The organism is Streptococcus oralis (assembly GCF_001588645.1).
In the GTDB taxonomy this organism is placed as follows: domain Bacteria; phylum Bacillota; class Bacilli; order Lactobacillales; family Streptococcaceae; genus Streptococcus; species Streptococcus oralis_AB.
The window spans coordinates 91,604-113,630 of sequence record NZ_LAYF01000007.1 but is presented as its reverse complement, the minus strand read 5'-3'; the positions used below and the strand labels follow the sequence as shown (position 1 = coordinate 113,630).

At 39.6% G+C, this 22,027-nt stretch carries 28 protein-coding genes; 15 read left to right on the top strand and 13 right to left on the bottom strand.

Annotated elements, in window-relative coordinates; translation table 11 throughout:
• The first annotated feature begins 1 nt into the window (after position 1).
• The 3 genes from A0739_RS06860 (at position 2) to A0739_RS06850 (ending at position 2,820) form a co-directional block, all read left to right on the top strand.
• Positions 2–844 carry a sugar ABC transporter permease gene (locus A0739_RS06860; protein ID WP_001065650.1) on the top strand — a complete coding sequence of 281 codons (843 nt, stop codon included), beginning with the start codon at positions 2–4 and terminating at the stop codon, positions 842–844.
• 179 nt (positions 845–1,023) lie between these two features.
• A complete protein-coding gene (locus A0739_RS06855) occupies positions 1,024–1,824 on the top strand; it encodes a DUF1189 domain-containing protein (RefSeq protein ID WP_061587486.1) in 801 nt (266 codons plus the stop codon).
• Positions 1,825–1,833: 9 nt separating this feature from the next.
• Complete coding sequence (locus A0739_RS06850; protein ID WP_001145427.1) at positions 1,834–2,820, top strand: LacI family DNA-binding transcriptional regulator; 987 nt, start codon at positions 1,834–1,836, stop codon at positions 2,818–2,820.
• 33 nt (positions 2,821–2,853) lie between these two features.
• Here A0739_RS06850 and A0739_RS06845 read toward each other — a convergent pair whose 3' ends face one another.
• The 11 genes from A0739_RS06845 to rgg all read right to left on the bottom strand — a co-directional run bounded on the left by A0739_RS06845 (position 2,854) and on the right by rgg (position 11,897).
• The gene (locus A0739_RS06845) at positions 2,854–3,795 is read right to left on the bottom strand and encodes a YitT family protein (protein ID WP_000806300.1); all 942 of its coding nucleotides are present in this window, start codon (positions 3,793–3,795) and stop codon (positions 2,854–2,856) included.
• Positions 3,796–3,813: 18 nt separating this feature from the next.
• Positions 3,814–5,571 (bottom strand): aspartate--tRNA ligase, encoded by a 1,758-nt coding sequence (gene aspS, locus A0739_RS06840; RefSeq protein WP_061587485.1) that lies wholly within the window; start codon positions 5,569–5,571, stop codon positions 3,814–3,816.
• Between the two features lie 158 nt (positions 5,572–5,729).
• Positions 5,730–5,960 (bottom strand): hypothetical protein, encoded by a 231-nt coding sequence (locus A0739_RS06835; RefSeq protein ID WP_061587484.1) that lies wholly within the window; start codon positions 5,958–5,960, stop codon positions 5,730–5,732.
• A gap of 18 nt (positions 5,961–5,978) precedes the next feature.
• Complete coding sequence (locus tag A0739_RS06830) at positions 5,979–6,620, bottom strand: CPBP family intramembrane glutamic endopeptidase (protein ID WP_061587483.1); 642 nt, start codon at positions 6,618–6,620, stop codon at positions 5,979–5,981.
• A 9-nt stretch (positions 6,621–6,629) separates the two neighbouring features.
• Complete coding sequence (locus A0739_RS06825; RefSeq protein ID WP_061587482.1) at positions 6,630–7,331, bottom strand: DUF3169 family protein; 702 nt, start codon at positions 7,329–7,331, stop codon at positions 6,630–6,632.
• A 14-nt stretch (positions 7,332–7,345) separates the two neighbouring features.
• Entirely contained in the window at positions 7,346–7,696 is a 351-nt protein-coding gene (locus tag A0739_RS06820; protein WP_061587481.1) for a PspC domain-containing protein, read from the bottom strand.
• 2 nt (positions 7,697–7,698) lie between these two features.
• Complete coding sequence (locus tag A0739_RS06815; RefSeq protein WP_061587480.1) at positions 7,699–7,896, bottom strand: hypothetical protein; 198 nt, start codon at positions 7,894–7,896, stop codon at positions 7,699–7,701.
• Positions 7,896–8,099, bottom strand: coding sequence for a helix-turn-helix transcriptional regulator (locus A0739_RS10350; RefSeq protein WP_061409890.1), 204 nt, complete (start codon positions 8,097–8,099; stop codon positions 7,896–7,898). The genes A0739_RS06815 and A0739_RS10350 overlap by 1 nt, the downstream gene beginning before the upstream one ends.
• A gap of 143 nt (positions 8,100–8,242) precedes the next feature.
• Complete coding sequence (gene hisS, locus A0739_RS06805; RefSeq protein WP_061587479.1) at positions 8,243–9,523, bottom strand: histidine--tRNA ligase; 1,281 nt, start codon at positions 9,521–9,523, stop codon at positions 8,243–8,245.
• Between the two features lie 77 nt (positions 9,524–9,600).
• A complete protein-coding gene (locus A0739_RS06800; protein ID WP_061587478.1) occupies positions 9,601–10,848 on the bottom strand; it encodes an MFS transporter in 1,248 nt (415 codons plus the stop codon).
• Positions 10,849–11,045: 197 nt separating this feature from the next.
• Positions 11,046–11,897: a quorum-sensing system transcriptional regulator Rgg gene (gene rgg, locus A0739_RS06795; RefSeq protein WP_061587477.1), complete on the bottom strand. Its 852-nt coding sequence runs from the start codon at positions 11,895–11,897 to the stop codon at positions 11,046–11,048.
• Positions 11,898–12,021: 124 nt separating this feature from the next.
• Between rgg and A0739_RS06790 the strand changes: the two genes are divergently transcribed.
• Complete coding sequence (locus A0739_RS06790; protein WP_001204052.1) at positions 12,022–12,363, top strand: metal-sulfur cluster assembly factor; 342 nt, start codon at positions 12,022–12,024, stop codon at positions 12,361–12,363.
• 165 nt (positions 12,364–12,528) lie between these two features.
• Here the strand turns inward: A0739_RS06790 and ilvD are convergent, their stop codons facing one another.
• Positions 12,529–14,232, bottom strand: coding sequence for a dihydroxy-acid dehydratase (ilvD, locus tag A0739_RS06780; RefSeq protein ID WP_061587476.1), 1,704 nt, complete (start codon positions 14,230–14,232; stop codon positions 12,529–12,531).
• A gap of 184 nt (positions 14,233–14,416) precedes the next feature.
• Between ilvD and A0739_RS06775 the strand changes: the two genes are divergently transcribed.
• The 4 genes from A0739_RS06775 (at position 14,417) to rpmG (ending at position 16,126) form a co-directional block, all read left to right on the top strand.
• Positions 14,417–15,424, top strand: a complete 1,008-nt coding sequence (locus A0739_RS06775) for an SPFH domain-containing protein (RefSeq protein ID WP_061587475.1) — start codon at positions 14,417–14,419, stop codon at positions 15,422–15,424.
• A 2-nt stretch (positions 15,425–15,426) separates the two neighbouring features.
• Complete coding sequence (locus tag A0739_RS06770; protein WP_000796544.1) at positions 15,427–15,627, top strand: type II toxin-antitoxin system antitoxin; 201 nt, start codon at positions 15,427–15,429, stop codon at positions 15,625–15,627.
• A gap of 151 nt (positions 15,628–15,778) precedes the next feature.
• Positions 15,779–15,961, top strand: coding sequence for a 50S ribosomal protein L32 (gene rpmF, locus A0739_RS06765; RefSeq protein ID WP_000290417.1), 183 nt, complete (start codon positions 15,779–15,781; stop codon positions 15,959–15,961).
• Between the two features lie 15 nt (positions 15,962–15,976).
• The gene (gene rpmG / locus A0739_RS06760; protein WP_001265622.1) at positions 15,977–16,126 is read left to right on the top strand and encodes a 50S ribosomal protein L33; all 150 of its coding nucleotides are present in this window, start codon (positions 15,977–15,979) and stop codon (positions 16,124–16,126) included.
• A gap of 78 nt (positions 16,127–16,204) precedes the next feature.
• Here rpmG and A0739_RS10635 read toward each other — a convergent pair whose 3' ends face one another.
• A complete protein-coding gene (locus A0739_RS10635) occupies positions 16,205–16,390 on the bottom strand; it encodes a hypothetical protein (protein ID WP_002892741.1) in 186 nt (61 codons plus the stop codon).
• Positions 16,391–16,418: 28 nt separating this feature from the next.
• On the opposite strand from A0739_RS10635, the gene A0739_RS06755 reads away from it, so the two are divergent.
• The 7 genes from A0739_RS06755 to A0739_RS06725 all read left to right on the top strand — a co-directional run bounded on the left by A0739_RS06755 (position 16,419) and on the right by A0739_RS06725 (position 21,843).
• Positions 16,419–17,033, top strand: coding sequence for a CadD family cadmium resistance transporter (locus A0739_RS06755; RefSeq protein WP_061587474.1), 615 nt, complete (start codon positions 16,419–16,421; stop codon positions 17,031–17,033).
• Positions 17,034–17,044: 11 nt separating this feature from the next.
• Entirely contained in the window at positions 17,045–17,383 is a 339-nt protein-coding gene (gene cadX, locus A0739_RS06750; RefSeq protein WP_061587473.1) for a Cd(II)/Zn(II)-sensing metalloregulatory transcriptional regulator CadX, read from the top strand.
• A 50-nt stretch (positions 17,384–17,433) separates the two neighbouring features.
• Positions 17,434–18,849, top strand: a complete 1,416-nt coding sequence (locus A0739_RS06745) for a helix-turn-helix domain-containing protein (RefSeq protein WP_061587472.1) — start codon at positions 17,434–17,436, stop codon at positions 18,847–18,849.
• Positions 18,850–19,169: 320 nt separating this feature from the next.
• Complete coding sequence (locus A0739_RS06740; RefSeq protein WP_000066889.1) at positions 19,170–19,619, top strand: RNA polymerase sigma factor; 450 nt, start codon at positions 19,170–19,172, stop codon at positions 19,617–19,619.
• A gap of 201 nt (positions 19,620–19,820) precedes the next feature.
• Complete coding sequence (locus A0739_RS06735; protein ID WP_061587471.1) at positions 19,821–20,141, top strand: hypothetical protein; 321 nt, start codon at positions 19,821–19,823, stop codon at positions 20,139–20,141.
• Positions 20,141–21,241, top strand: coding sequence for a P-loop NTPase family protein (locus tag A0739_RS06730; RefSeq protein WP_061587470.1), 1,101 nt, complete (start codon positions 20,141–20,143; stop codon positions 21,239–21,241). Before A0739_RS06735 ends, A0739_RS06730 begins: the two co-directional genes overlap by 1 nt.
• On the top strand, positions 21,238–21,843 hold the full coding sequence (locus A0739_RS06725) for a hypothetical protein (RefSeq protein ID WP_061587469.1): 606 nt from the start codon (positions 21,238–21,240) through the stop codon (positions 21,841–21,843). The genes A0739_RS06730 and A0739_RS06725 overlap by 4 nt, the downstream gene beginning before the upstream one ends.
• Positions 21,844–22,027 lie beyond the last annotated feature (184 nt).

The window sequence follows — 22,027 nt, the reverse complement described above, 5'->3', positions numbered from 1 at the left end:
GATGAATAACTCAATCAAACTCAAACGTAGACTGACTCAAACCCTCACTTACCTCTACTTGATTGGCTTATCAATCGTCATTATTTATCCACTTTTGATCACCATTATGTCAGCCTTCAAGTCTGGTAACGTGGTAGCCTTTAAACTAGATGGTAACGTCGATTTTAGTTTTGATAACTTTAAAGGACTCTTCACTGAAACCTTATACGGCACTTGGTATCTCAATACCTTGATCATCGCCTTGATTACAATGGCTGTCCAAACAAGCATCATCGTACTTGCTGGTTATGCCTACAGCCGATACAACTTCTTGGCTCGTAAACAAAGTTTGGTTTTCTTCTTGATCATCCAAATGGTGCCAACCATGGCTGCTTTGACTGCCTTCTTCGTTATGGCACTTATGTTGAACGCCCTTAACCATAGCTGGTTCCTCATCTTCCTCTATGTCGGTGGTGGTATCCCTATGAACGCTTGGTTGATGAAAGGTTACTTTGATACCGTACCAATGTCTCTTGATGAATCAGCAAAACTTGATGGTGCAGGACACTTCCGCCGCTTCTGGCAAATCGTCCTCCCTCTTGTTCGCCCAATGGTTGCGGTACAAGCCCTCTGGGCCTTCATGGGACCTTTCGGAGACTATATCCTCTCTAGTTTCTTGCTTCGTGAGAAAGAATACTTTACAGTTGCCGTTGGTCTCCAAACCTTCGTCAACAATGCGAAGAACTTGAAGATTGCCTACTTCTCAGCAGGTGCTATCCTCATCGCTCTTCCAATCTGTACACTCTTCTTCTTCTTACAAAAGAACTTTGTTTCAGGACTTACAAGTGGTGGCGACAAGGGATAATCTATCCCCGCCACCCTTTTTCATTTTGGAGCTTGTTGCTAAAGCTACAAGATTGGACACCCTTCTACAAATCTTATTGAAACCCTATTTCAATATATAATTGATTTCCTAGACTTGAAATAAAGCACATTTCTCTATATAATAATACTCATATAGAAAACACTTTTAGAAAGATGCCTATGCTTCCATATCCATTCTCGTATTTCTCTAGTATCTGGGGATTTCGTAAGCCCCTATCAAAACGTTTCGGCCTCAACTGGTTTCAGCTTCTCTTTACGAGCATTTTCCTCATCAGTTTGTCTATGGTTCCGATTGCCATTCAAAACAGCTCACAGGAAACGTATCCACTGGATACCTTTATCGATAATGTCTATACTCCACTGACAGATGAAGCCATCATGGACTTGTCAGAGAATGCACAAATCGTTGATGGAAAGCTGAACTACTCAGGCACTAAGAATCAGCAGCCTTCTCTTTTGATTGGCCCGAGCCAAAACAAAGAATTGCCAAAGGACTTGCAACTTCATTTTGATACGGAAGAACTCGTCATCAGTAAGGAAAGTAAGGAACTGACTCGCATTCGCTACCACGCGATTCAAACGGAGAGTTTCCAGAGTAAGGAAGATCTAACCCAGGCCATTTCTAAAGATTGGTACCAACAAAATCGGGTCTATATCAGTCTCTTTCTCGTTCTTGGTGCAAGCTTCCTCTTTGGATTGAATTTCTTCATTGTCTCTCTTGGAGCTAGTCTCCTCCTTTATATCACCAAAAAATCACGCCTCTTTTCATTTAGGACATTTAAAGAGTGCTACCATTTTATCTTGAACTGTTTAGGATTACCCACTCTGATTACGCTTATTTTGGGACTTTTTGGCCAAAATATGACAACGCTTATCACTGTACAAAACATTCTTTTTGTTCTTTATCTGGTCACTATTTTTTACAAGACACATTTCCGTGATCCAGATTATCATAAATAGGAGATTTTTATGCCCGTGACGATTAAAGATGTGGCTAAAGCAGCAGGTGTCTCACCTTCCACTGTTACCCGCGTCATTCAAAATAAATCAACGATTAGTGATGAAACCAAAAAACGAGTTCGCAAGGCTATGAAGGAGCTCAACTACCATCCCAACCTCAATGCTCGTAGCTTGGTAAGTAGCTATACTCAGGTTATCGGCTTGGTGCTCCCTGATGACTCGGATGCCTTTTACCAAAATCCTTTCTTCCCATCTGTCCTTCGTGGTATCGCCCAAGTCGCGTCTGAAAACCACTACGCTATTCAGATTGCAACGGGGAAAGATGAGAAAGAACGTCTCAATGCGATTTCTCAGATGGTTTATGGCAAGCGTGTTGACGGTTTGATTTTCCTCTACGCTGAAGAAGAAGACCCTCTGGTCAAACTAGTAGCCGATGAGCAGTTCCCTTTCCTCATTCTCGGAAAATCTACTTCACCCTTTATCCCTCTTGTTGATAATGACAATGTACAAGCGGGCTTTGATGCAACAGAGTATTTCATCAAAAAAGGATGCAAACGAATTGCCTTTATCGGGGGTACAAAGCGACTCTTCGTAACGCAAGATCGTCTAACCGGCTATGAGTCCGCACTCAAACAACACCAACTTCCGATTGATACCAACTTAACCTACTTTGCGACCGAATTTCTAGAAGAAAAAGGGTATCAGTTCAGTGAACTCCTATTCAATCACGATCCGCAGATTGATGCTATCATCACAACCGACAGTCTCCTAGCCGAAGGAGTCTGTGACTATATCGCTAAGCACAAACTGGATGTTCCTGTCTTGAGTTTCGACTCTGTCAATCCTCGACTTGACCTCGTAGCTTATGTCGATATCAATAGTCTGGAACTTGGGCGCGTTTCCTTTGAAACCATTCTCCAGATCATCAACGATGCTAAAAACAATAAACAGATTTGTTACCGCCAGTTGATTGGACACAAAATTATCGAAAAATAAAGACCAGCTTCAAGGCTGGTCTTTTGAGTATTATTAATTGTCTGTTTCTACGAATCGTCCTAGGATGTGGACATTTTCGGATACAGAGACAAAGGCTGTCGGATCGACCTGTTTCATGATGTGTTTAAAATCATTAAACTCTGCTCGTGTGATAACCGTAATCAAGACTGCTTTTCTCTCATGATTATAGGTTCCTTCTGCATCGTGGATCATGGTTGCTCCGCGGTGCAATTTTTTATGGATTTTTGCGATTACCTTGTCAGGATTATTGGTCACAATCATGGCCTGCATGCGTTTTTGCTTTGTAAAGACCGCGTCTGTCACACGACTGGAGACAAAGATAGTAATCATGGAGTAGAGGGCGTATTTCCAACCAAAGGTCAATCCTGCTATCAGCATAATCGTCCCATTCACTAAGAAAGAAATACTACCGACATTTCTCCCTGTTTTCTTTCGAATAGTGAGACTGACGATATCTGTACCTCCGCTAGAAATATTGTTACGGAGTGCAAAACCAATCCCCAAGCCCATGACAACACCCCCAAAAAGGGCATTGATGATGGGATCCTCTGTCAGGGTCACAACTGGCACAAGCTGGATAAAGAGGGAACTCATGGATACTGTGATAAAGGTAAAGATTGTAAACTTATGCCCAATCTGATACCAAGCCAAAATCATCAACGGAAAATTGATAGCATAAAAGGTTAGCGATATCGGAATGTAAAAACCAAACCAGTGATTACTCAAGGCAGAGATAATCTGTGCCAGACCCGTCGCCCCACTGGAGTAAACGTGTCCTGGTTGAAAAAAGAAATTGACTGCTACCGCTGACAGAAAGCCATAAACCAGAGAAGCCGATACTTTCTCATCATATTTTTCCCGAGAGATACTTTGTAAAACTCGTAAGATTTTTATCTGATAAGCAAAGCGGCGCAGATAATAGCGCCACCGCTTAATTCGTTTTGCTTGTTTCATCTTCTTCTACTCAATATTTCAAACGTTAAAGCAAGAGGGTTTCAATTGAATCTCTAGTTCCTCTAGTTGTTTGAGAGCGACTGTTGATGGAGCTTGTGTCATTGGGTCGGTTGCCTTATTGTTCTTAGGAAAGGCAATGACTTCACGAATGTTTTCTTCTCCTGCTAAGAGCATGACAAAACGGTCAAGACCGATCGCCAAACCACCGTGTGGTGGGAAACCATAGTCCATGGCTTCAAGAAGGAAGCCAAACTGATCATTTGCTTCTTCAGCTGAGAAACCAAGAGCCTTGAACATGCGTTCTTGAAGGTCTTTTTGATTGATACGAAGACTACCACCACCAAGCTCATAACCGTTCAAGACGATATCGTAAGCAATGGCACGAACCTTAGCCAAATCACCTTCTAATTCGTGAGCTGTTTCTTCCTGTGGAAGAGTGAACGGATGGTGGGCGCTCATGTAGCGGCCTTCTTCTTCAGACCATTCAAACATTGGCCAATCAACTACCCAAAGGAAGTTGAATTTATCGTTATCAATCAAGTCAAGCTCTTTGGCGATACGGCCACGAAGGGCGCCTAGTGTTGCATTGGCCACTTCAAGCGTATCTGCCACAAAGAGAACCAAATCCTTATCTTCAAGACCAAGTGCTGCAGTCAAATCTGCTTGGATCTCAGTCAAGAACTTGGCAACTGGTCCATTTAATTCTCCATCAACTACCTTGACCCAAGCAAGACCTTTGGCTCCGTACTGTTTGGCTACTTCGGTCATCTTGTCGATGTCTTTACGTGAGTAGTTATCTGCAGCTCCTTTGACTACAATAGCTTTTACAGCAGGTGCTTCTGAAAAGACTTTAAAATCAACACCCTTGACAACTTCTGTCAAGTCCTGAAGCAACATGTCAAAACGAGTATCAGGTTTATCAGAACCATAAAGAGCCATCGCATCGTCGTATTTCATACGAGGAAATGGAAGCGTTACTTCGATGCCTTTTGTTTCCTTCATCACGCGCGCAATCAAGCCTTCTGTGATATCTTGGATTTCTTGCTCCGTAAGGAAGGATGTTTCCAAGTCGACCTGGGTAAACTCAGGCTGACGGTCTCCACGCAAGTCTTCATCACGGAAACATTTGACGATTTGGTAGTAACGGTCAAATCCAGCATTCATCAAGAGTTGCTTAGTGATTTGTGGGCTCTGAGGAAGAGCGTAGAAGTGCCCTTTATTGACACGAGATGGTACCAAATAGTCACGCGCCCCTTCTGGCGTTGATTTCGAAAGGAATGGTGTCTCCACATCGATAAATTCTAACTCATCCAAGTAGTTGCGGATAGAATGGGTCACCTTGGCACGAAGTTTAAGGTTTTCCAACATCTCTGGACGACGAAGGTCAAGGTAACGGTAACGTAGACGGGTATCATCGTTTGCCTCAATACCATCCTTGATTTCAAATGGTGTTGTTTTGGCTGTATTCAGAACCGTAAGAGCTGTTACATCCAGCTCAACTGCTCCAGTCGCCAATTTATCATTGGCCTGCTCACGAGCTGCAACCTGACCAGTCACCTCGATGACGTATTCGCTACGAAGGCTTTCAGCTGTTGTCATCACCTCTTCTGATACTTTTTCAGGGTTGATAACCAACTGCATAATCCCTTCACGGTCACGAAGGTCGATAAAAATCAAGCCACCCAGGTCACGACGACGGGCAACCCAACCTTTCAAGGTCATTTCTTGTCCGATGTGTTCCTCACGAACACGACCAGCATACATACTACGTTTCATGTTTTCTCTCCTCTTTTATTCTGTTACTATTTTACCATAAAAGGGCAGGCTCTTCATGAAAATCAGCAGAAAAGTTTGATTGTCTGTAAAAATAAAAACGAAGAGCTAAAAAATCGTGACAACATCGAAAAATCCGATGAAGACGCCATCGGATTTTCTTATTTTGATTCTTGACCTTCTTTGCGTTTTTCTGCGATTTCAGCCGCTTTTTTAGGCAGAACAATCGCTGTTGCATAGGCCGTCGCAAAACGCATGATTCCTGCAATAGGTGCAAAAACCACTGCTAGATTGTTGTAAAAGAAATCGCCTTTAAAGGCATAGGCAAGGCCCCCAATAATAAAGAAGAGAACGACTGCCTGTATCACTGCTAATAATAGTACTCGCTTCATAATTTCCTCCTGAGTCTATTATAGCATCATTATCATCACAAATGAAATTAAATTGTTTAAGGCATGCAATCCCATACTATAAGCCAGACCACCCTTGTTGATATAAGCCAAGCCCATACTAAGACCAAGGCCACTATAAACTAGGAATTGTTGCGGGGTAGTAGGGAAATGAACAAGTGCAAAAATGATGGTACTGACAAGAAGAAAGAGAGCTGTCTGCTTGATGTTATCCTGTTGAGGGAAGACATAGCGAGCTAACATACCTCTAAAGGTTAATTCTTCTGTCAGAGGTGCAAAGACGACTGCCATGAAGAAGGTGAAGAGAGGTTGATCTTGAGCTAATTTTTCCATAGCCTGTTGATTAAATGACGGATCACTTGGTAAAAAATTTTCTGCAACTATGACAAGGACCCATACCAAGGCAGGCAACCAAATGTATTTGTTAAGGGCTGTTTTTTCTATTGTAACAGTTCCAGTCTTATACCACTTGTAGGTAACGAAGGTGAAAATTGCTGCCAATAAGACATAAATTGGGACAAAAACATATTCAGGCGCTCCCATAATCATGGCCGCTAAACCTACGCCCTGAATAAAACTATAGACCATAAGAAATGATAAGAAGGCAAGGGCAAACCAGCCGATATTTTTAAGTGTTTTCATAAGTTTCTCCTATTTGAAATAACGTTTTGTTTTTCTTAATTGTGCCACATTCATGTACATATGGATGATAACTGCCACAAGCAGAGCCACCAACTGTACTTGTCCTAATACTACAGATAGAACTACTAAGACGACATAGATACCTGGTATGATGAGCTGATTGACCTTGAACAAGATCAAGTAAGCTTCTTCCATTTCAGCCTGTTTTTCTCCCTCATCATAAGTATCGAGGTAGTCCAAAATTTCCTTGGGAGTCGCCATAACAGAAAGTTTGTAGTTACGAATCTTGCTAGTGATTTTTAGGCAGTAAACACCCGACCAAATACTTACAACTATCAAAAGTAAGGATGTTGCTGATATGCCAAATCTTCCTAAGTCTAAAAGCATACAGAATAGCATACTAATTTGGGAAACATTCCAAGCTACCGTACCATAATCCAAGAAACGATACATAGCAAGATAGTCTTGCTCATTTCCTTCATCCTCTTCTTCTCGTTGATAATTCTGATAAGCCTGATGACTTTTTCTAGTGAAATAAAATGTTAGGATTGCCGTAATCAGCCCTAGACCAAAAAAGATTGAGAACAAGACAGGGATTACTTGCTCTTGGCTAATACCTAAAGGTTTAACTCTAAGAGCTCCGGCAAGTATTCCTAATAAAGCTCCTATAATAAAAAGTTTCAGTGCAAAAATTATGTGATTCTTTTCCATATTTTAACCTCTTTCTAAAACAAGCCAGACAACCATTGACCAAAGGCTTTACCTGATTCGAAAATAGCGGTCAAGCCTTCTGTTCCAAGTGACACCAAAATCAAACAAACAGCAAGTAAGAGAATAGCTTGATTTCTAGCTTTTTTTGCTCCATCCCCCAAGGGTTCATTGCCAAGCCAACCTGCTAGATAAGCATAGAGAGTTACTGTTATAATCCCAATCTCCGTAGAAGAGAGAAACAACAAGACTGTCACCAAACGAACGATATTGGCTTGAATGTTAAAATAATTTCCTAGACCTGCACAAACACCGGCAAGTGCTTTGTTCTCAGTATCGACTTGAAAACCCGCTAAAAACTCTTTCATATTCATTCTCCTTTTTCACTTGCTAAATTTTTTGATTTCTTTTCAATCCAGTCAACTACTGGGATGAGAGCAAAGTAAACCCAAATAAATTGGTCACTTTGATAGGGATTAAACCAGCCTAAGTCCATCCCAATCAGTAAAAACACACTGACTAATAGAACTATGGCAACTACATAATAAATCACTTTATACTTGTTCATCACTCATCCTCCTCTATACGAAATACCGATTCGACTGTTTCGTTAAATATCTGCGAAATCTTCAGGGCAATCACAACCGACGGGGTGTATTCGTCCCGTTCTAGTAGGCTAATGGTCTGTCTGGAAACCCCTGCTAACTTGGCCAGTTCGGTTTGATTGAGACCATCGCGAGCTCGAAGCTCTTTTAAACGATTTTTAAGCATTCCTTTCTCCTTTTCTCTTAACTTGCTTATATTGTAACACATCTTTTTCTTTTTGACAATTATATTTGTCAAAAAGTTTATGATTTTTGTCATTTTGCAAAAGAAAAAGGTCAGGAATAAGGTCCTGACCAGTTTTTCTACTATTAAAAGCCTAATTTTTCAAAGATTTCTGAGAAGTTTTGGCTGATAGTATCAAGTAACACTTGAACTTCTTCTCGAGTTTGGTTGTTCTTAACCGTCACTTGTCCGCTTTCGACTTCACTTTCACCTAGAGTAATGAGAGCCTTAGCCGCAAAGACATCGGCTGACTTGAATTGAGCTTTGAGTTTACGGTTGAGGTAATCACGCTCTGCTTTGAAACCTTGTTGGCGAAGGGCTTGTACCAACTCCAAGGCCTTAACATTTGCTCCTTGACCCAAAACTGCGATATAAACATCTAGAGCGTTCTCTATAGGAAGGGCCACACCTTGCTTTTCAAGAATGAGAAGCAGGCGCTCTACACCAAGGCCAAATCCAAATCCAGCAGTCTCAGGACCACCAAAATAGGCAACTAAGCCATCATAGCGACCTCCTGCACAGACGGTTAAGTCATTGCCCTCAATCTCAGTAATGAATTCAAAAATCGTGTGGTTGTAGTAGTCCAAACCACGCACCATATTGGTATCGATAATGTAGTTCACTTTCAGTTTTTGTAACATCTGGCGCACAGCATCAAAATGAGCTTGGCTTTCTGCATCAAGGAAGTCCAAGATAGACGGCGCATTTTCTACTGCCACCTTGTCTTCTTTTTCCTTAGAGTCCAAGACACGGAGAGGATTTTCCTCCAAGCGACGTTGGCTATCCTTAGACAAGGTCTCCTTGAGCGGTGTCAAATAGTCGATCAAGGCTTGACGATAGGCCGCACGGCTCTCAGGATTTCCAAGAGTGTTGAGGTGTAGTTTGACACCTTGGATGCCGATCTCTTTCAAGAAATGAGCTGCCATAGCGATGGTTTCCACATCGGTAGCTGGATTGCTTGAGCCAAAACACTCAACACCAATCTGGTGGAACTGACGCAAACGACCTGCCTGTGGACGCTCATAACGGAACATAGGGCCCATGTAATAGAACTTACTTGGCTTTTGCACTTCTGGTGCGAAGAGTTTATTTTCCACATAGGAACGGACAACGGGCGCAGTTCCTTCTGGACGAAGGGTGATATGGCGGTCACCCTTGTCATAGAAATCGTACATTTCCTTGGTTACGATATCGGTTGTATCTCCGACAGAGCGACTGATGACCTCGTAATGCTCAAAAATAGGCGTACGCACTTCTGCATAGTTATAGCGCTTGAAAATTTCACGGGCAAAGCCCTCAACGTACTGCCACTTAGCAGACTCAGCAGGTAAAATATCCTGCGTTCCTTTTGGTTTTTGTAATTTCATAGGGAATCCTCTTTAAACTTAATAGTCTTATTTTACCATAAATAGAGGGATTAAAACAGTATGAATAAAATTAGGATTCAAATATCATTTTTGAGATTAATAACTGTCAAAAGAATAGCTAGCAAGGAAAGACCAACAAATAGCATCCAAGTCAACTGTATATTCCATACAGCTATAAGTGAAAAACAAGCTGTTCCCACAGGTATGGATAAGGTAAATAATAAACCTAAAAAATTACTGGTACGAGCTAGAACATCTGGAGCTAGATTTTTCATGAGCATGGCACTAATCTTTGGTTGAACTTTACCAGACACATACAGAGTTGAAAAGAGAAATAGTAAACCAAGTACGACTTGATTGAATACATTAGCTAGACCAATTAGACTGAGTCCTACGGTCGCCCACATCATCAACCTAGGCAAAGACTGCTTCCCAAAATAATCATTGCCCGTAAGGCTACTGATGATGATTGCTACTAAAACACAGAATTGATTGATAAATAGTGCCTCTGTGTAAGAAAAATTCAAGAGAGAATGGCTCAAAAAGAATATGTTATAGATGCTTCCTAAAGCCCCACCCAAAGCATTAATAAGCAAGACAGCAAAGATCATGAAACCAAAGTTTTTCTGTCCACCTTTAAGAAAAACGAGACGCAAATTTCGGTAAATTGTTAGGAACTGGTCTTTGATAGAAAGCTTCTCATTTTTTAGGTTTTCACCATCAGCAGATGACATTGACAGACTCAATTTGCTTTTTCCTAAAAAGAGAATAAAGGCTGATACTAGGAAAAAGCAGGCATTGATTCCCGCAACAAGGGAAAAATTGTTGACCGATAGACCTAAGAGCCAAACTCCAAAAGCTTGACCACCAATAGCTGAAATATATGTGATAAACTGGGAAAAAGAATAAGCTTCCATCAGATCTTGTTCAGCTACTTTTTTCTTAATGAGAGGCATGCGCAAACCACCAGCAAAATCACTGATTACATCGCTAATGACATTGATCAAACACAGACTAGAAAAAGCAAAGAGACTAGCTTGCTGAACAACTAAAGCTGCTAGAAAAAATAAAACTGCCTGAAACAAACCGCTATAGACCATCCATTTGACCTTGTCCCTTGTGTAATCTGCCCGAATCCCTACAAAAACTGTAAAGAGAGTCGGAAGAATCATGACAATATTCGCCATAGCAACCGCAAAAGATGCTTGTGGCAAGGTCGACGCATAGACGATAAATACCAGGTTAAAAATCGAAGCACCAAAAGCATTGAAGAAGCGCGATAAAGTCAAGAGTCGATAAGCTTGATTTCTAAACAATAGTTTCATAGGTAATCTCCCTTCTTGTTATAATCCCTATATGAAGTATGACTATAGTATAGCACTTAGAAATTGGAAGGGAAAACTTTTGAATATATGCAACACACAAAATGAGCAAAGAAACGATAGAACTTTTGTAACGACCTGAGAGTAGTCAAAAGTTCTATCGCTTAAATTTTCAAATTATTTTCTTAGTTTGCAGATATTCAACAATCGGTTGTATTTCTGTAGTATTCAGCAGATTTTTTACAACCAAGCATCTCAAAAATATGGACAGCATCTTCCATCTTTTTCTGACCTTCCTTGACTCTACCCTGCTTGCTATCAAGAAGACCTTCAGCCCACAAATAGACAATTCGGAAATAGGTCTCATTTTCCTTGTAGAAATGCTCTTTGATGACACGTTTAAAATAAGAGGCATTGGTAAATTCTTCACACTCAATGCTGGCTAAAAAACCATTCAATAGCATAGTATGAAAAAGGTTTCGATTACCAGACATTTCCATTAGAAAATCGGATTTTCGGACCATTTCTCGTACATATCTAGTAAAAAGAGAAACAGACAAGAACGGAGAACTGACTGAGAACAAATTGAGTTCATAGATTCCCCAAATCTCAGTAGAAAACAAGTAGTCATGAAGGACTTTCCCTTCCTCTGCCGTTAACTCAACCGTTTCATCCATACTCTTCATATAAGACTTGATAATGATGGCATTTAGAATATGTTTCTGTTTGTTTTGAGAATGGGCATGCTTTTGATACTCCTTGCGATATAAGTCCTCAAGAGGTGCTATATTCTTTAAATCCAAAACATCTGTGATTTCTTTTCTCAACTCCGAATCTGTATCATACTGAAAACCTCTCGCCAGAAAGAGGATTTCCTCTACACTAGCAGATATATTTTCTAGGGCAAATAGAAACTTTTCCACCGAAAGCTCACTCTGACCTGTTTCAAATCGGGACAACATAGACGGAGAAAATTGTCCCCCAGTTGCTTGTCTCAGCGAGATATTTCTTGACTCTCGTAATTGTCTAAAGACTTTTCCAATCTGCTCCATAGGCTTCCTCTTGATTCAGCGTTTCCTTTATATTATCATATTTTTTCAGAAAATTCATCAAAAACTTGCCAAATTGTCAGAATTATGAGAAAATAGAGGATATTTATCACGTGGAGGGACTGTTATGAGAGACGATATCAAAATCAATGACCGCGCTTTGGCCTTGCAAGACCAAATTATCGAAAAACTAGAGAAGGTTTTTGATACAGATGTGGAATTGGATGTGTACAATCTGGGCTTGATTTATGAAATTAATCTGGATGAAACGGGTCTCTGTAAGATTGTCATGACCTTCACCGATACTGCCTGTGATTGCGCCGAAAGTTTGCCTATCGAAATCGTTGCAGGTCTGAAACAAATCGAGGGTATCGAAGATGTCAAGGTTGAAGTTACCTGGTCTCCCGCTTGGAAGATCACACGAATCAGTCGCTACGGACGTATTGCCCTTGGACTGCCACCTCGTTAAGCAGGCAAATCACTTTTGAAGATAAAAAGAAGCAAGCCGAAGATGGCTTGCTTTTTGATACTCAATGAAAATCAAAGAGCAAACTAGGAAACTAGCCGCAGGCTGTACTTGAGTACGGCAAGGCGACGTTGACGTGGTTTGAAGAGATTTTCGAAGAGTATGAGTTTATTTTTTACCTGACTTGTCCATATTCCAGAAGTCTGTCACGGCTCCGCGTGAAGCGGATGATACGATGTGGGCATATTTACCAAGGACACCGCGGCTGTAAAGTGGTGGCAAGGTTGTTTCTGCCTTGCGTTTTTCAAGTTCTTCTTCGGATACGGCCATGGAAATTTCTTTGGTATCTTGGTCAACTGTAACGATATCACCTGTACGGAGGTAGGCAATCGGTCCACCATCCTGAGCCTCAGGAGCGATATGCCCAACAACCAGACCATAGGTACCACCAGAGAAACGGCCATCTGTCAAGAGGGCAACCTTGTCTCCTTGACCTTTACCAACGATCATAGATGAAAGTGACAGCATCTCAGGCATACCAGGACCACCCTTCGGTCCAACGAAACGAACAACGACAACATCGCCATCAACGATTTCGTCTGTCAGAACGGCCTGGATAGCATCTTCTTCTGAGTCAAAGACCTTAGCTGGTCCAACGTGACGACGCACTTTAACACCTGATACCTTGGCAACCGCTCCATCAGGGGCAAGGTTCCCGTTCAAGATGATAAGCGGACCATCTGCACGTTTTGGATTTTCAAGTGGCATAATGACTTTTTGACCTGGTGTGAGGTCTGCAAAGTCAGCCAAGTTCTCAGCGACGGTCTTACCGGTACATGTGATACGGTCTCCGTGAAGGAAGCCATTTGCCAACAAGTACTTCATAACCGCAGGGACACCACCAACTTCGTAGAGGTCTTGGAAGACATACTGACCAGATGGTTTCAAGTCAGCCAAGTGAGGCACACGTTCTTGGATCGTATTGAAGTCCTCAAGGGACAAATCAACATTAGCCGCATGGGCAATAGCAAGCAAGTGAAGAGTGGCATTGGTAGAACCACCGAGAGCCATGGTTACAGTGATGGCATCTTCAAAGGCTTCACGAGTCAAGATATCAGATGGTTTGAGACCAAGCTCCAGCATCTTAACAACAGCACGTCCTGCTGCTTCGATATCTTCTTTCTTGTCAGCTGATTCAGCTGGGTGAGATGAAGAGCCTGGCAAGCTCATCCCTAGAACTTCGATAGCAGTCGCCATGGTATTATCTGTGTACATACCACCACAACCACCAGGGCCAGGACAGGCATTACATTCAAGACGTTTTACGTCCTCAGCTGTCATGTCACCGTGGTTCCATTTCCCGATTCCTTCAAAGACAGAAACCAAGTCGATGTCTTTACCATCTAACTTTCCGGGTGCAATGGTACCACCATAGGCGAAAATAGCTGGAATATCCATATTAGCAATGGCAATCATGGAACCAGGCATGTTCTTGTCACAACCACCGATAGCGACAAAGGCATCGACGTTGTGGCCCCCCATAGCAGCTTCGATAGAATCCGCAATAATATCACGAGATGTTAGAGAGAAGCGCATACCAGGCGTTCCCATGGCAATCCCGTCCGCTACGGTAATGGTACCAAACTGAACAGGCCAAGCGCCCGCAGATTTGACACCCTCTTTCGCCAATTTCCCAAAATCATGCAAGTGAATGTTACATGGTGTATTTTCCGCCCAAGTCGAAATCACTCCCACAATCGGTGTTTCAAAGTCCTTATCTGTCATACCAGTCGCACGAAGCATAGCACGGTTTGGTGATTTAACCATGCTGTCATAAATGCTACTGCGGTGACGTTTATCTAATTCAGTCATCTTATCCCTCCCATTTCAGTTTTTACTATTATAGCACATTTCAAAAGCAATGAACAGAAGAAAATTCTTGAATTTTCAGAAAATTCTATACAGTAATATTTTCTTTAATAATGTTACATTTATTTCTTGACTTTCTAAAACAAAGTGATATCATTTAGATATCATATAGCAGGAGGTCATTCTTATGACTGAAAAACTCATCAATTCAAAACCAAATGGTGTATTCGCATTGATTCTCATTGAGTTGACACTCGTACTTGGTATCTTTATATTTATAATGGGTGCTGGTTCGGAAAACGTTTTTGGAATTATTATCGGTCTTTTATTAATCTTAATTTCAGTTCTAGCTCATGCTGGTTTAAAAGTTGTCAAACCTCAGGAAGCTCTGGTTTTGACCCTCTTTGGTAATTATACAGGTACCATCAAAGAACCTGGTTTTTACTTTGTCAATCCTTTTAGCATAGCAGTCAACCCTGCAAACCACACTCGACTTGGTCAAAGTGGTGATGTTAGCACAAAATCTCCTTTTTCAGGAATGAAATCATCAAATGGCAATGATGTAAGCCTTGAAATTGGCAAGAAACAGATTTCTCTCAAAGTTATGACTTTGAGCAATTCCCATCAAAAGATTAACGATTGCTTAGGTAACCCTGTTGAAATTGGAATTGCGGTAACTTGGAGAGTTGTCGATACAGCCAAAGCAGTCTTCAACGTTGATAACTATAAAGAATATCTCTCATTGCAGTGTGATAGCGCCCTTCGAAATATTGTTCGCATCTATCCTTACGATGTGTCTCCTAATGTGGATACTACAGGTGACGGGCAAGCGGATGAAGGTAGTCTCCGTGGCTCTAGTGAAATTGTAGCTAACCGTATTCGTGAAGAAATCCAAAGTCGCGTAGAAGATGCTGGCTTGGAAATCCTTGAGGCACGTATTACTTACCTAGCTTACGCTCCAGAAATTGCAGCTGTTATGCTTCAACGTCAACAAGCATCTGCCATTATTGATGCCCGTAAGATGATTGTAGACGGCGCTGTAGGAATGGTTGAAATGGCCCTAGAACGTCTCAATGAAGGGGAATTGGTAGAGCTTGACGAAGAACGAAAAGCTGCCATGGTTTCAAATCTCTTAGTCGTTCTCTGTGGCAATCATGATGCACAACCAATTGTCAACGCAGGAAGTCTTTACTAAAGATGGCTGAAGCTAAAAAAAAGCAGATCCCCCTTCGACTCTCAACAAAGTTATACGCTGCACTCGCATCATGGGCAGAAGACGACTTTCGTTCAGTCAATGGGCAAATCGAATATCTCCTAACAGAATGTGTCAAACAACGAAAGAAAGATGGAAAATACGTATCAGAAACCATTGATGAACCATTTGAGATTGATATTTAACACCTTCTCCTGTCTGCTGGGTCGGACGGGAGAATTTTTTCATCTTTTTTTGTCAAGTAACTTTACTTTACAAAAAAAATGTGTTATCCTAGTATGGTTGATGAAAATCACTAGATTGAATCGAATTTAAATACCTAAAGGAGAAATCAAAATGGCAGTACCTGCACGTCGCACTTCAAAAGCGAAGAAAAACAAACGTCGTACACACTACAAAGTAACAGCTCCATCTGTAAACTTTGACGAAACTACTGGAGATTACTCACGTTCTCACCGCGTATCACTTAAAGGATACTACAAAGGACGTAAGATCGCTAAAGCTGCATCAGCTGAATAATAGAAGGGAGATACCATGCGCGTAAATATTACACTTGAACACAAAGAATCTGGTGAACGCTTGTACCTTACTTCTAAAAACAAACGTAACACTCCAGACCGTCTTCAATTGAAGAAATACTCACCAAAACTTCGCAAACACGTTGTGTTTACAGAGGTTAAGTAAGGGTTTCAGTACACGTCAATAGACGTCAAAATATTGATTTTAAGCGATTTTTGATTTTTTGAAACTCATTATATCGCACTACAAATCAATAAAAACTCTACCTTTTACTCTACCTTTTTTAGATAAATATATCATCTGGATATTGAAGTTAAGCCCTGCTATCATTTCGATGGCAGGGCTTTTTAATATTTGGTACACTAACTTCTTATCTATATTTTGGTGGATTTTAAGTTGACATCTACAAAGTTTAATGTTAGAATACATTCAAAAATATATTTGAATGAGGTATTTTATGATTCAAAATGTTGTTACTTCAATAATCCTGTATTCTGGGACAGCCGTAGACTTACTTATTATCCTAATGTTATTTTTTGCCAAAAGAAAAAGCAGAAAAGACATCATTAACATCTATTTAGGACAATTTCTAGGCTCTGTTAGTCTAATATTCCTAAGTTTGCTTTTTGCATTTGTCTTAAATTATATTCCTAGTAAAGAGATTTTAGGTTTACTCGGTTTGATTCCAATTTTCCTAGGCCTAAAAGTTTTGCTTTTAGGAGATTCTGATGGAGAAGCTATTGCAAAAGATGGTTTGCGAAAAGACAATAAAAACCTGATTTTTCTAGTCGCTATGATTACTTTTGCAAGTTGTGGCGCTGACAATATTGGTGTCTTTGTCCCATATTTTACCACCTTAAATTTAGCGAATTTGATAGTGACTTTACTTACTTTTCTAGTCATGATTTATCTCTTGGTTTTTTCTGCACAAAAATTAGCAAAAGTCCCTTCTGTTGGAGAAACTTTGGAAAAATATAGCAGATGGTTTATTGCCGTTGTCTATTTAGGATTGGGGATGTATATCCTGATTGAAAACAACAGCTTTGACATGCTATGGGCTGTGTTAGGCTAGGAGAAAAAATTATGAAAAAAGATAGTATCTGTCAAGTGGATGTTATAAATCAACAAAATGTTACAACCGCAACGAACTACCTTGAAAAGGAAAAAGTCCAAAAATCACTTCACATTTTATCAAAATTTACCGATAATAAACAGATAAATATCATCTTTTATCTCCTTGCCGTCGAAGAACTCTGTGTCTGCGATATAGCCTGTTTATTAAATCTCAGTATGGCATCTGCCTCCCACCATCTTCGTAAACTAGCCAATCAAAACATCTTGGACACTAGAAGAGAGGGGAAAATTGTATATTATTTTATAAAAGATGAGGAAATCAGAGATTTTTTTAATCAACTAGGATAACAACTATTTCTACTACTTTCTACTTTTCCATGATTATAGGGGGATTATATATGAAATTTTTTGAAGAAAATTATTCACAAGAAATACCTACTCGTATCAAAAATTTAAGAAAAAAATACAATATTACACAAAGCGAACTAGGCAATGCAGGTCAAGTTAGTCAAGTTGAAAGTGGTAAGCGACCAATTACGAGTTCGATGTTAGTTTATTTAAATGCTCTAACCGCTTCGAGCTATACGTATATCGTTTTTGGAGAGTTAGATGAGTTTATTGAGAATCTGTTTCATTATTTTTTCAGTTCTATTTTATATAGAGATTTAGAGGCTGTAGATGAAAAACTATATTCTTTCATGAGTGATGATTTAATTTCAATCCAATCAAGTTGTCTAAGTATTGCCAAGACATTTGCAAATTTCAATATTCAAAGAAAAAGATTTATGATTTCTACTGAAACTGAAATGGATACTTTTCGCAAGAAAGATGACATTGACGTATGGGTTGGTGGAAAAAGTTATAACCCCGCTAGAAGTTTTAGAACCCGTACCATCAATGAATTGACTGTCATTGATTTTGAAGAAATGTTTGATATTCTTTGGTTGATGTTAGGGGATAATTTAATTAAATCATTTGAAGTTAATGTCTGTGGTATCCTATTTGAATTAGGCGGAAATGACATACCCTCAACATTTAGGCAAGAAAACATTGATCCTCTCATCAATAAATGGTGGTATGATAATGTTTCGACAGAAATTATCCCTAATCTAATAAAAAAACTCAAAGAAAATCCCTTGTTTAATATCGGATTTATGGTAAATGATATATTAGAAAGAATGTATAAAGAGAATATTCCAAAATCTTACCTTACATCCGTCCCATTAGTTATTTCTCAAAAAGGAAGAACAACCTATTCGTTTAGTATGACTGGTGGTCAACAAATAGATGGAGTGAAATTCAAACAGATATATGAGGACTATATGAAATTACTCAGTCAAGGTAAGGATATCGCAGAGTTATATCAAAAATATTCTAAAGAAGAGTTGGCAAATCTAGGCATTAATATTTATCAATCCAATGATATAGAAAGGACTGAGGAAAGAACTTTTGATGAAATTATCAGTTGGGTTTCCAACCCTTATGCAACAAGACCAATTCAAGAAAGGCACACTATTCAATTAGAGCCAACAAGATTTTCACTAGAGGATAAGAAAAGAATTGAAGAAGCTGCAGCTCAAGGACTAAGCGAAATCGACCTTATTGATTTAGTTGACCTATATGATATTAATTTAGACAATACAAGCGTCAATCGCCATATTGTGGGGTTATTGACTAATAACACCCAAGTAACATACTATTTCCAAGAACAATTAAATAAGGAGTTGCTGTCAATGGCTCACGCTTTAGATAACGTACAACAGGCCTTTATTAAATTATTAAGTGAAGAGGAGATACGAAAATTTGCTCTTTAAAGACTAGGTGAATCGCCTAGTCTTTTTTTGCGCCTCGTTTTACAAATTAGTCTATTGAAGTAAAAAAAGAAGTAAAAAATAAAAGAACATTACGCCTTATACTGAATATATCAAGAAAAACTCTTGATATAAATTTTAATAGTCCAAATTGATGGCCATCAAAGGACAGATTGAAACAAATATGATGACATGACGATAAAGGTCATGTCTTGCATAGAATTGTTTCGCTGTTTCTTTGTTGTGCCTTTTGGTATACTCAGCGTTCAATATTTGCTCATTTTGTTTCCTTCTGTCCAAAGGACAGAAAGGAGCTCATCATTATGAGTAATAAAGTACAAGAACGTCGTGAGCGTAAAATCAAAGAAGCTATTAAAGCTAAAAATTGGGATGAAGTAACTCGTTTGCTTCAACAAGAACAAAGTAACGCAGAACGTCGTGACCGATACCACAATAGACGAATCAAAGACGAAACAATAGCTAGCAAAAATGCCAAAAAGTCTGTACGTTATGATGTCATTGCAAGTTCTGATTTGAATCCCGAAGAAGCTTTAATCCTAGAGGAGTTAAGACAAGCTATTCGTGAAGCTAAAGCATCCCTATCAGAAATTGACAGTAAGATTGTTGAAATGATAGCGGAACAAGGTTCAAGCTATAAAGAAACGGCTCGCTATATCACTGAACATTATAAGAAAATGAGTGATGTAACTGTTAAATCCCATTATTGTAAAGCGCTAAAAAAATTAGCTCCTTTATTAAAAGCTTACCGCTAATTCCTCAAATCCAGTGTCTCTGTCACTGGATTTTTTGTAAAAAAAAATTAAAAATTCAACAAATAACTTTGCGTTTAGCTGTCTCATTCTCCTTAGTAATGAGGAGGTGGTCAGATAACCTAAAAAACAAAGTCCAGCTCATGACCCAAACCGAGCCTGTCGCATTCACACTATCTCTTATTCATAAGGAGGATTTGCCCTATGGCGTTTAAAATGAAAACCACAAAAGGTGGTTATACAACTACATTGGCTGATAAAATTATCAGTCAAAAACAACCGATTTACTCACTTAGTACCGAACTTGAACCACAACAACGGTTTGAAGAAGGAAAACCAACCGGAGAAATCGTAGCTTATAAAGCATGGTTTGTACAGGAAGGGCAAGACCCTTTCCAAGTAAAATTTGAAGAAACGATTGAGCTTCCAGCTTTTCAATCCATGATTCAATTTGACACACTACAAGCCTGCGAAGTAAAATATAACATCTACTTCAAATCAAATGGTATCCAGGAGGTTCGGTAATGACTTCACAATCTCGTGATGTGCTGAACCAATCTTACCTGCAATCTTACCTGCTCCAGAGCCTAAACATGGCTCTGGGGGCTTTAATGCAGGGAGAAACCAGCTACACCAATTCTTTTAATATTGTTATTCAAGCAGACGGCTTTATCTTTGTCCCTCGTCTACCATGTGCTTATATCCTTGATGATGACTTGTACAAGAAAATCTTTCTGATTGCCAATGCTTCACTTTATCCACAATATACGCTTCTAAAACAAAACGCTACCTATTTTGTCCCTCTAGAAACAGATGACTTACACACTCAGCGTGGATTATTTTTCCCTTGGAAAAAGGGAATTTCAGAACGTTTAGTCATTCCAGATTTGGATAAGTTTTCAGCTAGCTTGCCACAGGGGAAAATCCCTATCATGAAGTACTTTGAACTCAATTTAGATAAGGTTAATCACTGGGCTATTGCTGGAAATTCAGGTTCTGGGAAATCGTATGCTCTCACTTACTTCTTGAGTGTACTGAAGCATATGTCTGACTTGATTATCATTGACCCGAAATTTGATACCCCAAGTCGTTGGGCAAGAGAAAATCATATTTCCGTTATCCACCCTGTCGAAAACCGTTCAAAATCTGATTTTGTATCACAGGTCAACGAACAATTAAGTCAATGTGCAAATCTCATTCAAAAACGACAAGCTATCTTGTATGATAATCCCAACCATCAATTTACCCATCTAACCATTGTTATTGATGAAGTCCTAGCTCTATCAGAGGGAGTCAATAAGAATATCAAAGAAGCCTTTTTCTCCTTACTCTCACAGATTGCCTTGTTAGGACGTGCTACCAAAATCCATCTATTTTTAGTAAGTCAGCGTTTTGACCACAATACTATCCCAATTTCAGTAAGGGAACAGCTAAACGTATTGTTACAAATTGGAAACATCAATCAGAAAACTACTCAATTTTTATTTCCTGACCTCGATCCAGAGGGGATTGTCATTCCAACAGGACATAGTACAGGTATCATCCAAGTTATCGACAATGAACACCCCTACCAAGTTCTGCCCCTACTCTGTCCAACCTACTACACTAAGCGAGGTATCCTATGACCACAAAAAACTACTTTATAAGAAGTTTCAATCTTATACTATATTTATTTCTATTTGCACCTATCTGTTCTGCATTTGGATGGTTATTCAATTATCTTTCCGTTCAATTAACAAATATCACGTTTGTCAATTTAGATACAGTCAAAAGTATTACGGATATCATTAGTTCCGTTTGTCATGGATTTGCACTTATTTCTCTTCTACTTGCCTTATTTTTGGTTGGATTAGAAATAATACAACGGTTGAAAACAGATAGTCTTTGGAACTATATCCAATCTGTCTATCACACTTTTCTGTTGCGACACTTCCTGTTTCAGCGTGAACGAGTACAGAAGATAAGCAATCTTGAACATCAGACGGTTACTACTATCAACCCAATCCATAACGGATTTAACCGAGCTGTTCGTAAGTGTATCGTAGATATACGAAAAGATACCATCACTATTTTTCTAAAAGTCCCTAGAGACCAACAAGGGCAAAAAATCCTAAAAGAGATGGAAGCACAATTAAAAGAAGAAATCGTCAGCCAACACGCAGACTATTATTTCTCCTCTCCTATTCGAGTTCGTAACCAATTGTGGTTCACTGGACAAAAACGTTAATCCCTTGGGGCTGTGGCTTGCGTTAAGCAAAAGCCAGACAGCCCCTTTTTATATTCTTTTCTATCATGACCTATTGGGGTGACTACGACCCCCAATAGGTCAATAATCAATAATCACAAAAAATTCAATTTTTTCAAAAAAACTTTGCATACGACCTGTCATTTCTCCTTAGTAATAGAACCCA

Coding starts and splice junctions, on each gene's coding strand:
- A0739_RS06860 (WP_001065650.1), top strand. CDS start 2: ATGAATAACTCAATCAAACTCAAACGTAGACTGACTCAAACCCTCACT.
- A0739_RS06855 (WP_061587486.1), top strand. CDS start 1,024: ATGCTTCCATATCCATTCTCGTATTTCTCTAGTATCTGGGGATTTCGT.
- A0739_RS06850 (WP_001145427.1), top strand. CDS start 1,834: ATGCCCGTGACGATTAAAGATGTGGCTAAAGCAGCAGGTGTCTCACCT.
- A0739_RS06845 (WP_000806300.1), bottom strand. CDS start 3,795: ATGAAACAAGCAAAACGAATTAAGCGGTGGCGCTATTATCTGCGCCGC.
- aspS (WP_061587485.1), bottom strand. CDS start 5,571: ATGAAACGTAGTATGTATGCTGGTCGTGTTCGTGAGGAACACATCGGA.
- A0739_RS06835 (WP_061587484.1), bottom strand. CDS start 5,960: ATGAAGCGAGTACTATTATTAGCAGTGATACAGGCAGTCGTTCTCTTC.
- A0739_RS06830 (WP_061587483.1), bottom strand. CDS start 6,620: ATGAAAACACTTAAAAATATCGGCTGGTTTGCCCTTGCCTTCTTATCA.
- A0739_RS06825 (WP_061587482.1), bottom strand. CDS start 7,331: ATGGAAAAGAATCACATAATTTTTGCACTGAAACTTTTTATTATAGGA.
- A0739_RS06820 (WP_061587481.1), bottom strand. CDS start 7,696: ATGAAAGAGTTTTTAGCGGGTTTTCAAGTCGATACTGAGAACAAAGCA.
- A0739_RS06815 (WP_061587480.1), bottom strand. CDS start 7,896: ATGAACAAGTATAAAGTGATTTATTATGTAGTTGCCATAGTTCTATTA.
- A0739_RS10350 (WP_061409890.1), bottom strand. CDS start 8,099: ATGCTTAAAAATCGTTTAAAAGAGCTTCGAGCTCGCGATGGTCTCAAT.
- hisS (WP_061587479.1), bottom strand. CDS start 9,523: ATGAAATTACAAAAACCAAAAGGAACGCAGGATATTTTACCTGCTGAG.
- A0739_RS06800 (WP_061587478.1), bottom strand. CDS start 10,848: ATGAAACTATTGTTTAGAAATCAAGCTTATCGACTCTTGACTTTATCG.
- rgg (WP_061587477.1), bottom strand. CDS start 11,897: ATGGAGCAGATTGGAAAAGTCTTTAGACAATTACGAGAGTCAAGAAAT.
- A0739_RS06790 (WP_001204052.1), top strand. CDS start 12,022: ATGAGAGACGATATCAAAATCAATGACCGCGCTTTGGCCTTGCAAGAC.
- ilvD (WP_061587476.1), bottom strand. CDS start 14,232: ATGACTGAATTAGATAAACGTCACCGCAGTAGCATTTATGACAGCATG.
- A0739_RS06775 (WP_061587475.1), top strand. CDS start 14,417: ATGACTGAAAAACTCATCAATTCAAAACCAAATGGTGTATTCGCATTG.
- A0739_RS06770 (WP_000796544.1), top strand. CDS start 15,427: ATGGCTGAAGCTAAAAAAAAGCAGATCCCCCTTCGACTCTCAACAAAG.
- rpmF (WP_000290417.1), top strand. CDS start 15,779: ATGGCAGTACCTGCACGTCGCACTTCAAAAGCGAAGAAAAACAAACGT.
- rpmG (WP_001265622.1), top strand. CDS start 15,977: ATGCGCGTAAATATTACACTTGAACACAAAGAATCTGGTGAACGCTTG.
- A0739_RS10635 (WP_002892741.1), bottom strand. CDS start 16,390: ATGTATTCTAACATTAAACTTTGTAGATGTCAACTTAAAATCCACCAA.
- A0739_RS06755 (WP_061587474.1), top strand. CDS start 16,419: ATGATTCAAAATGTTGTTACTTCAATAATCCTGTATTCTGGGACAGCC.
- cadX (WP_061587473.1), top strand. CDS start 17,045: ATGAAAAAAGATAGTATCTGTCAAGTGGATGTTATAAATCAACAAAAT.
- A0739_RS06745 (WP_061587472.1), top strand. CDS start 17,434: ATGAAATTTTTTGAAGAAAATTATTCACAAGAAATACCTACTCGTATC.
- A0739_RS06740 (WP_000066889.1), top strand. CDS start 19,170: ATGAGTAATAAAGTACAAGAACGTCGTGAGCGTAAAATCAAAGAAGCT.
- A0739_RS06735 (WP_061587471.1), top strand. CDS start 19,821: ATGGCGTTTAAAATGAAAACCACAAAAGGTGGTTATACAACTACATTG.
- A0739_RS06730 (WP_061587470.1), top strand. CDS start 20,141: ATGACTTCACAATCTCGTGATGTGCTGAACCAATCTTACCTGCAATCT.
- A0739_RS06725 (WP_061587469.1), top strand. CDS start 21,238: ATGACCACAAAAAACTACTTTATAAGAAGTTTCAATCTTATACTATAT.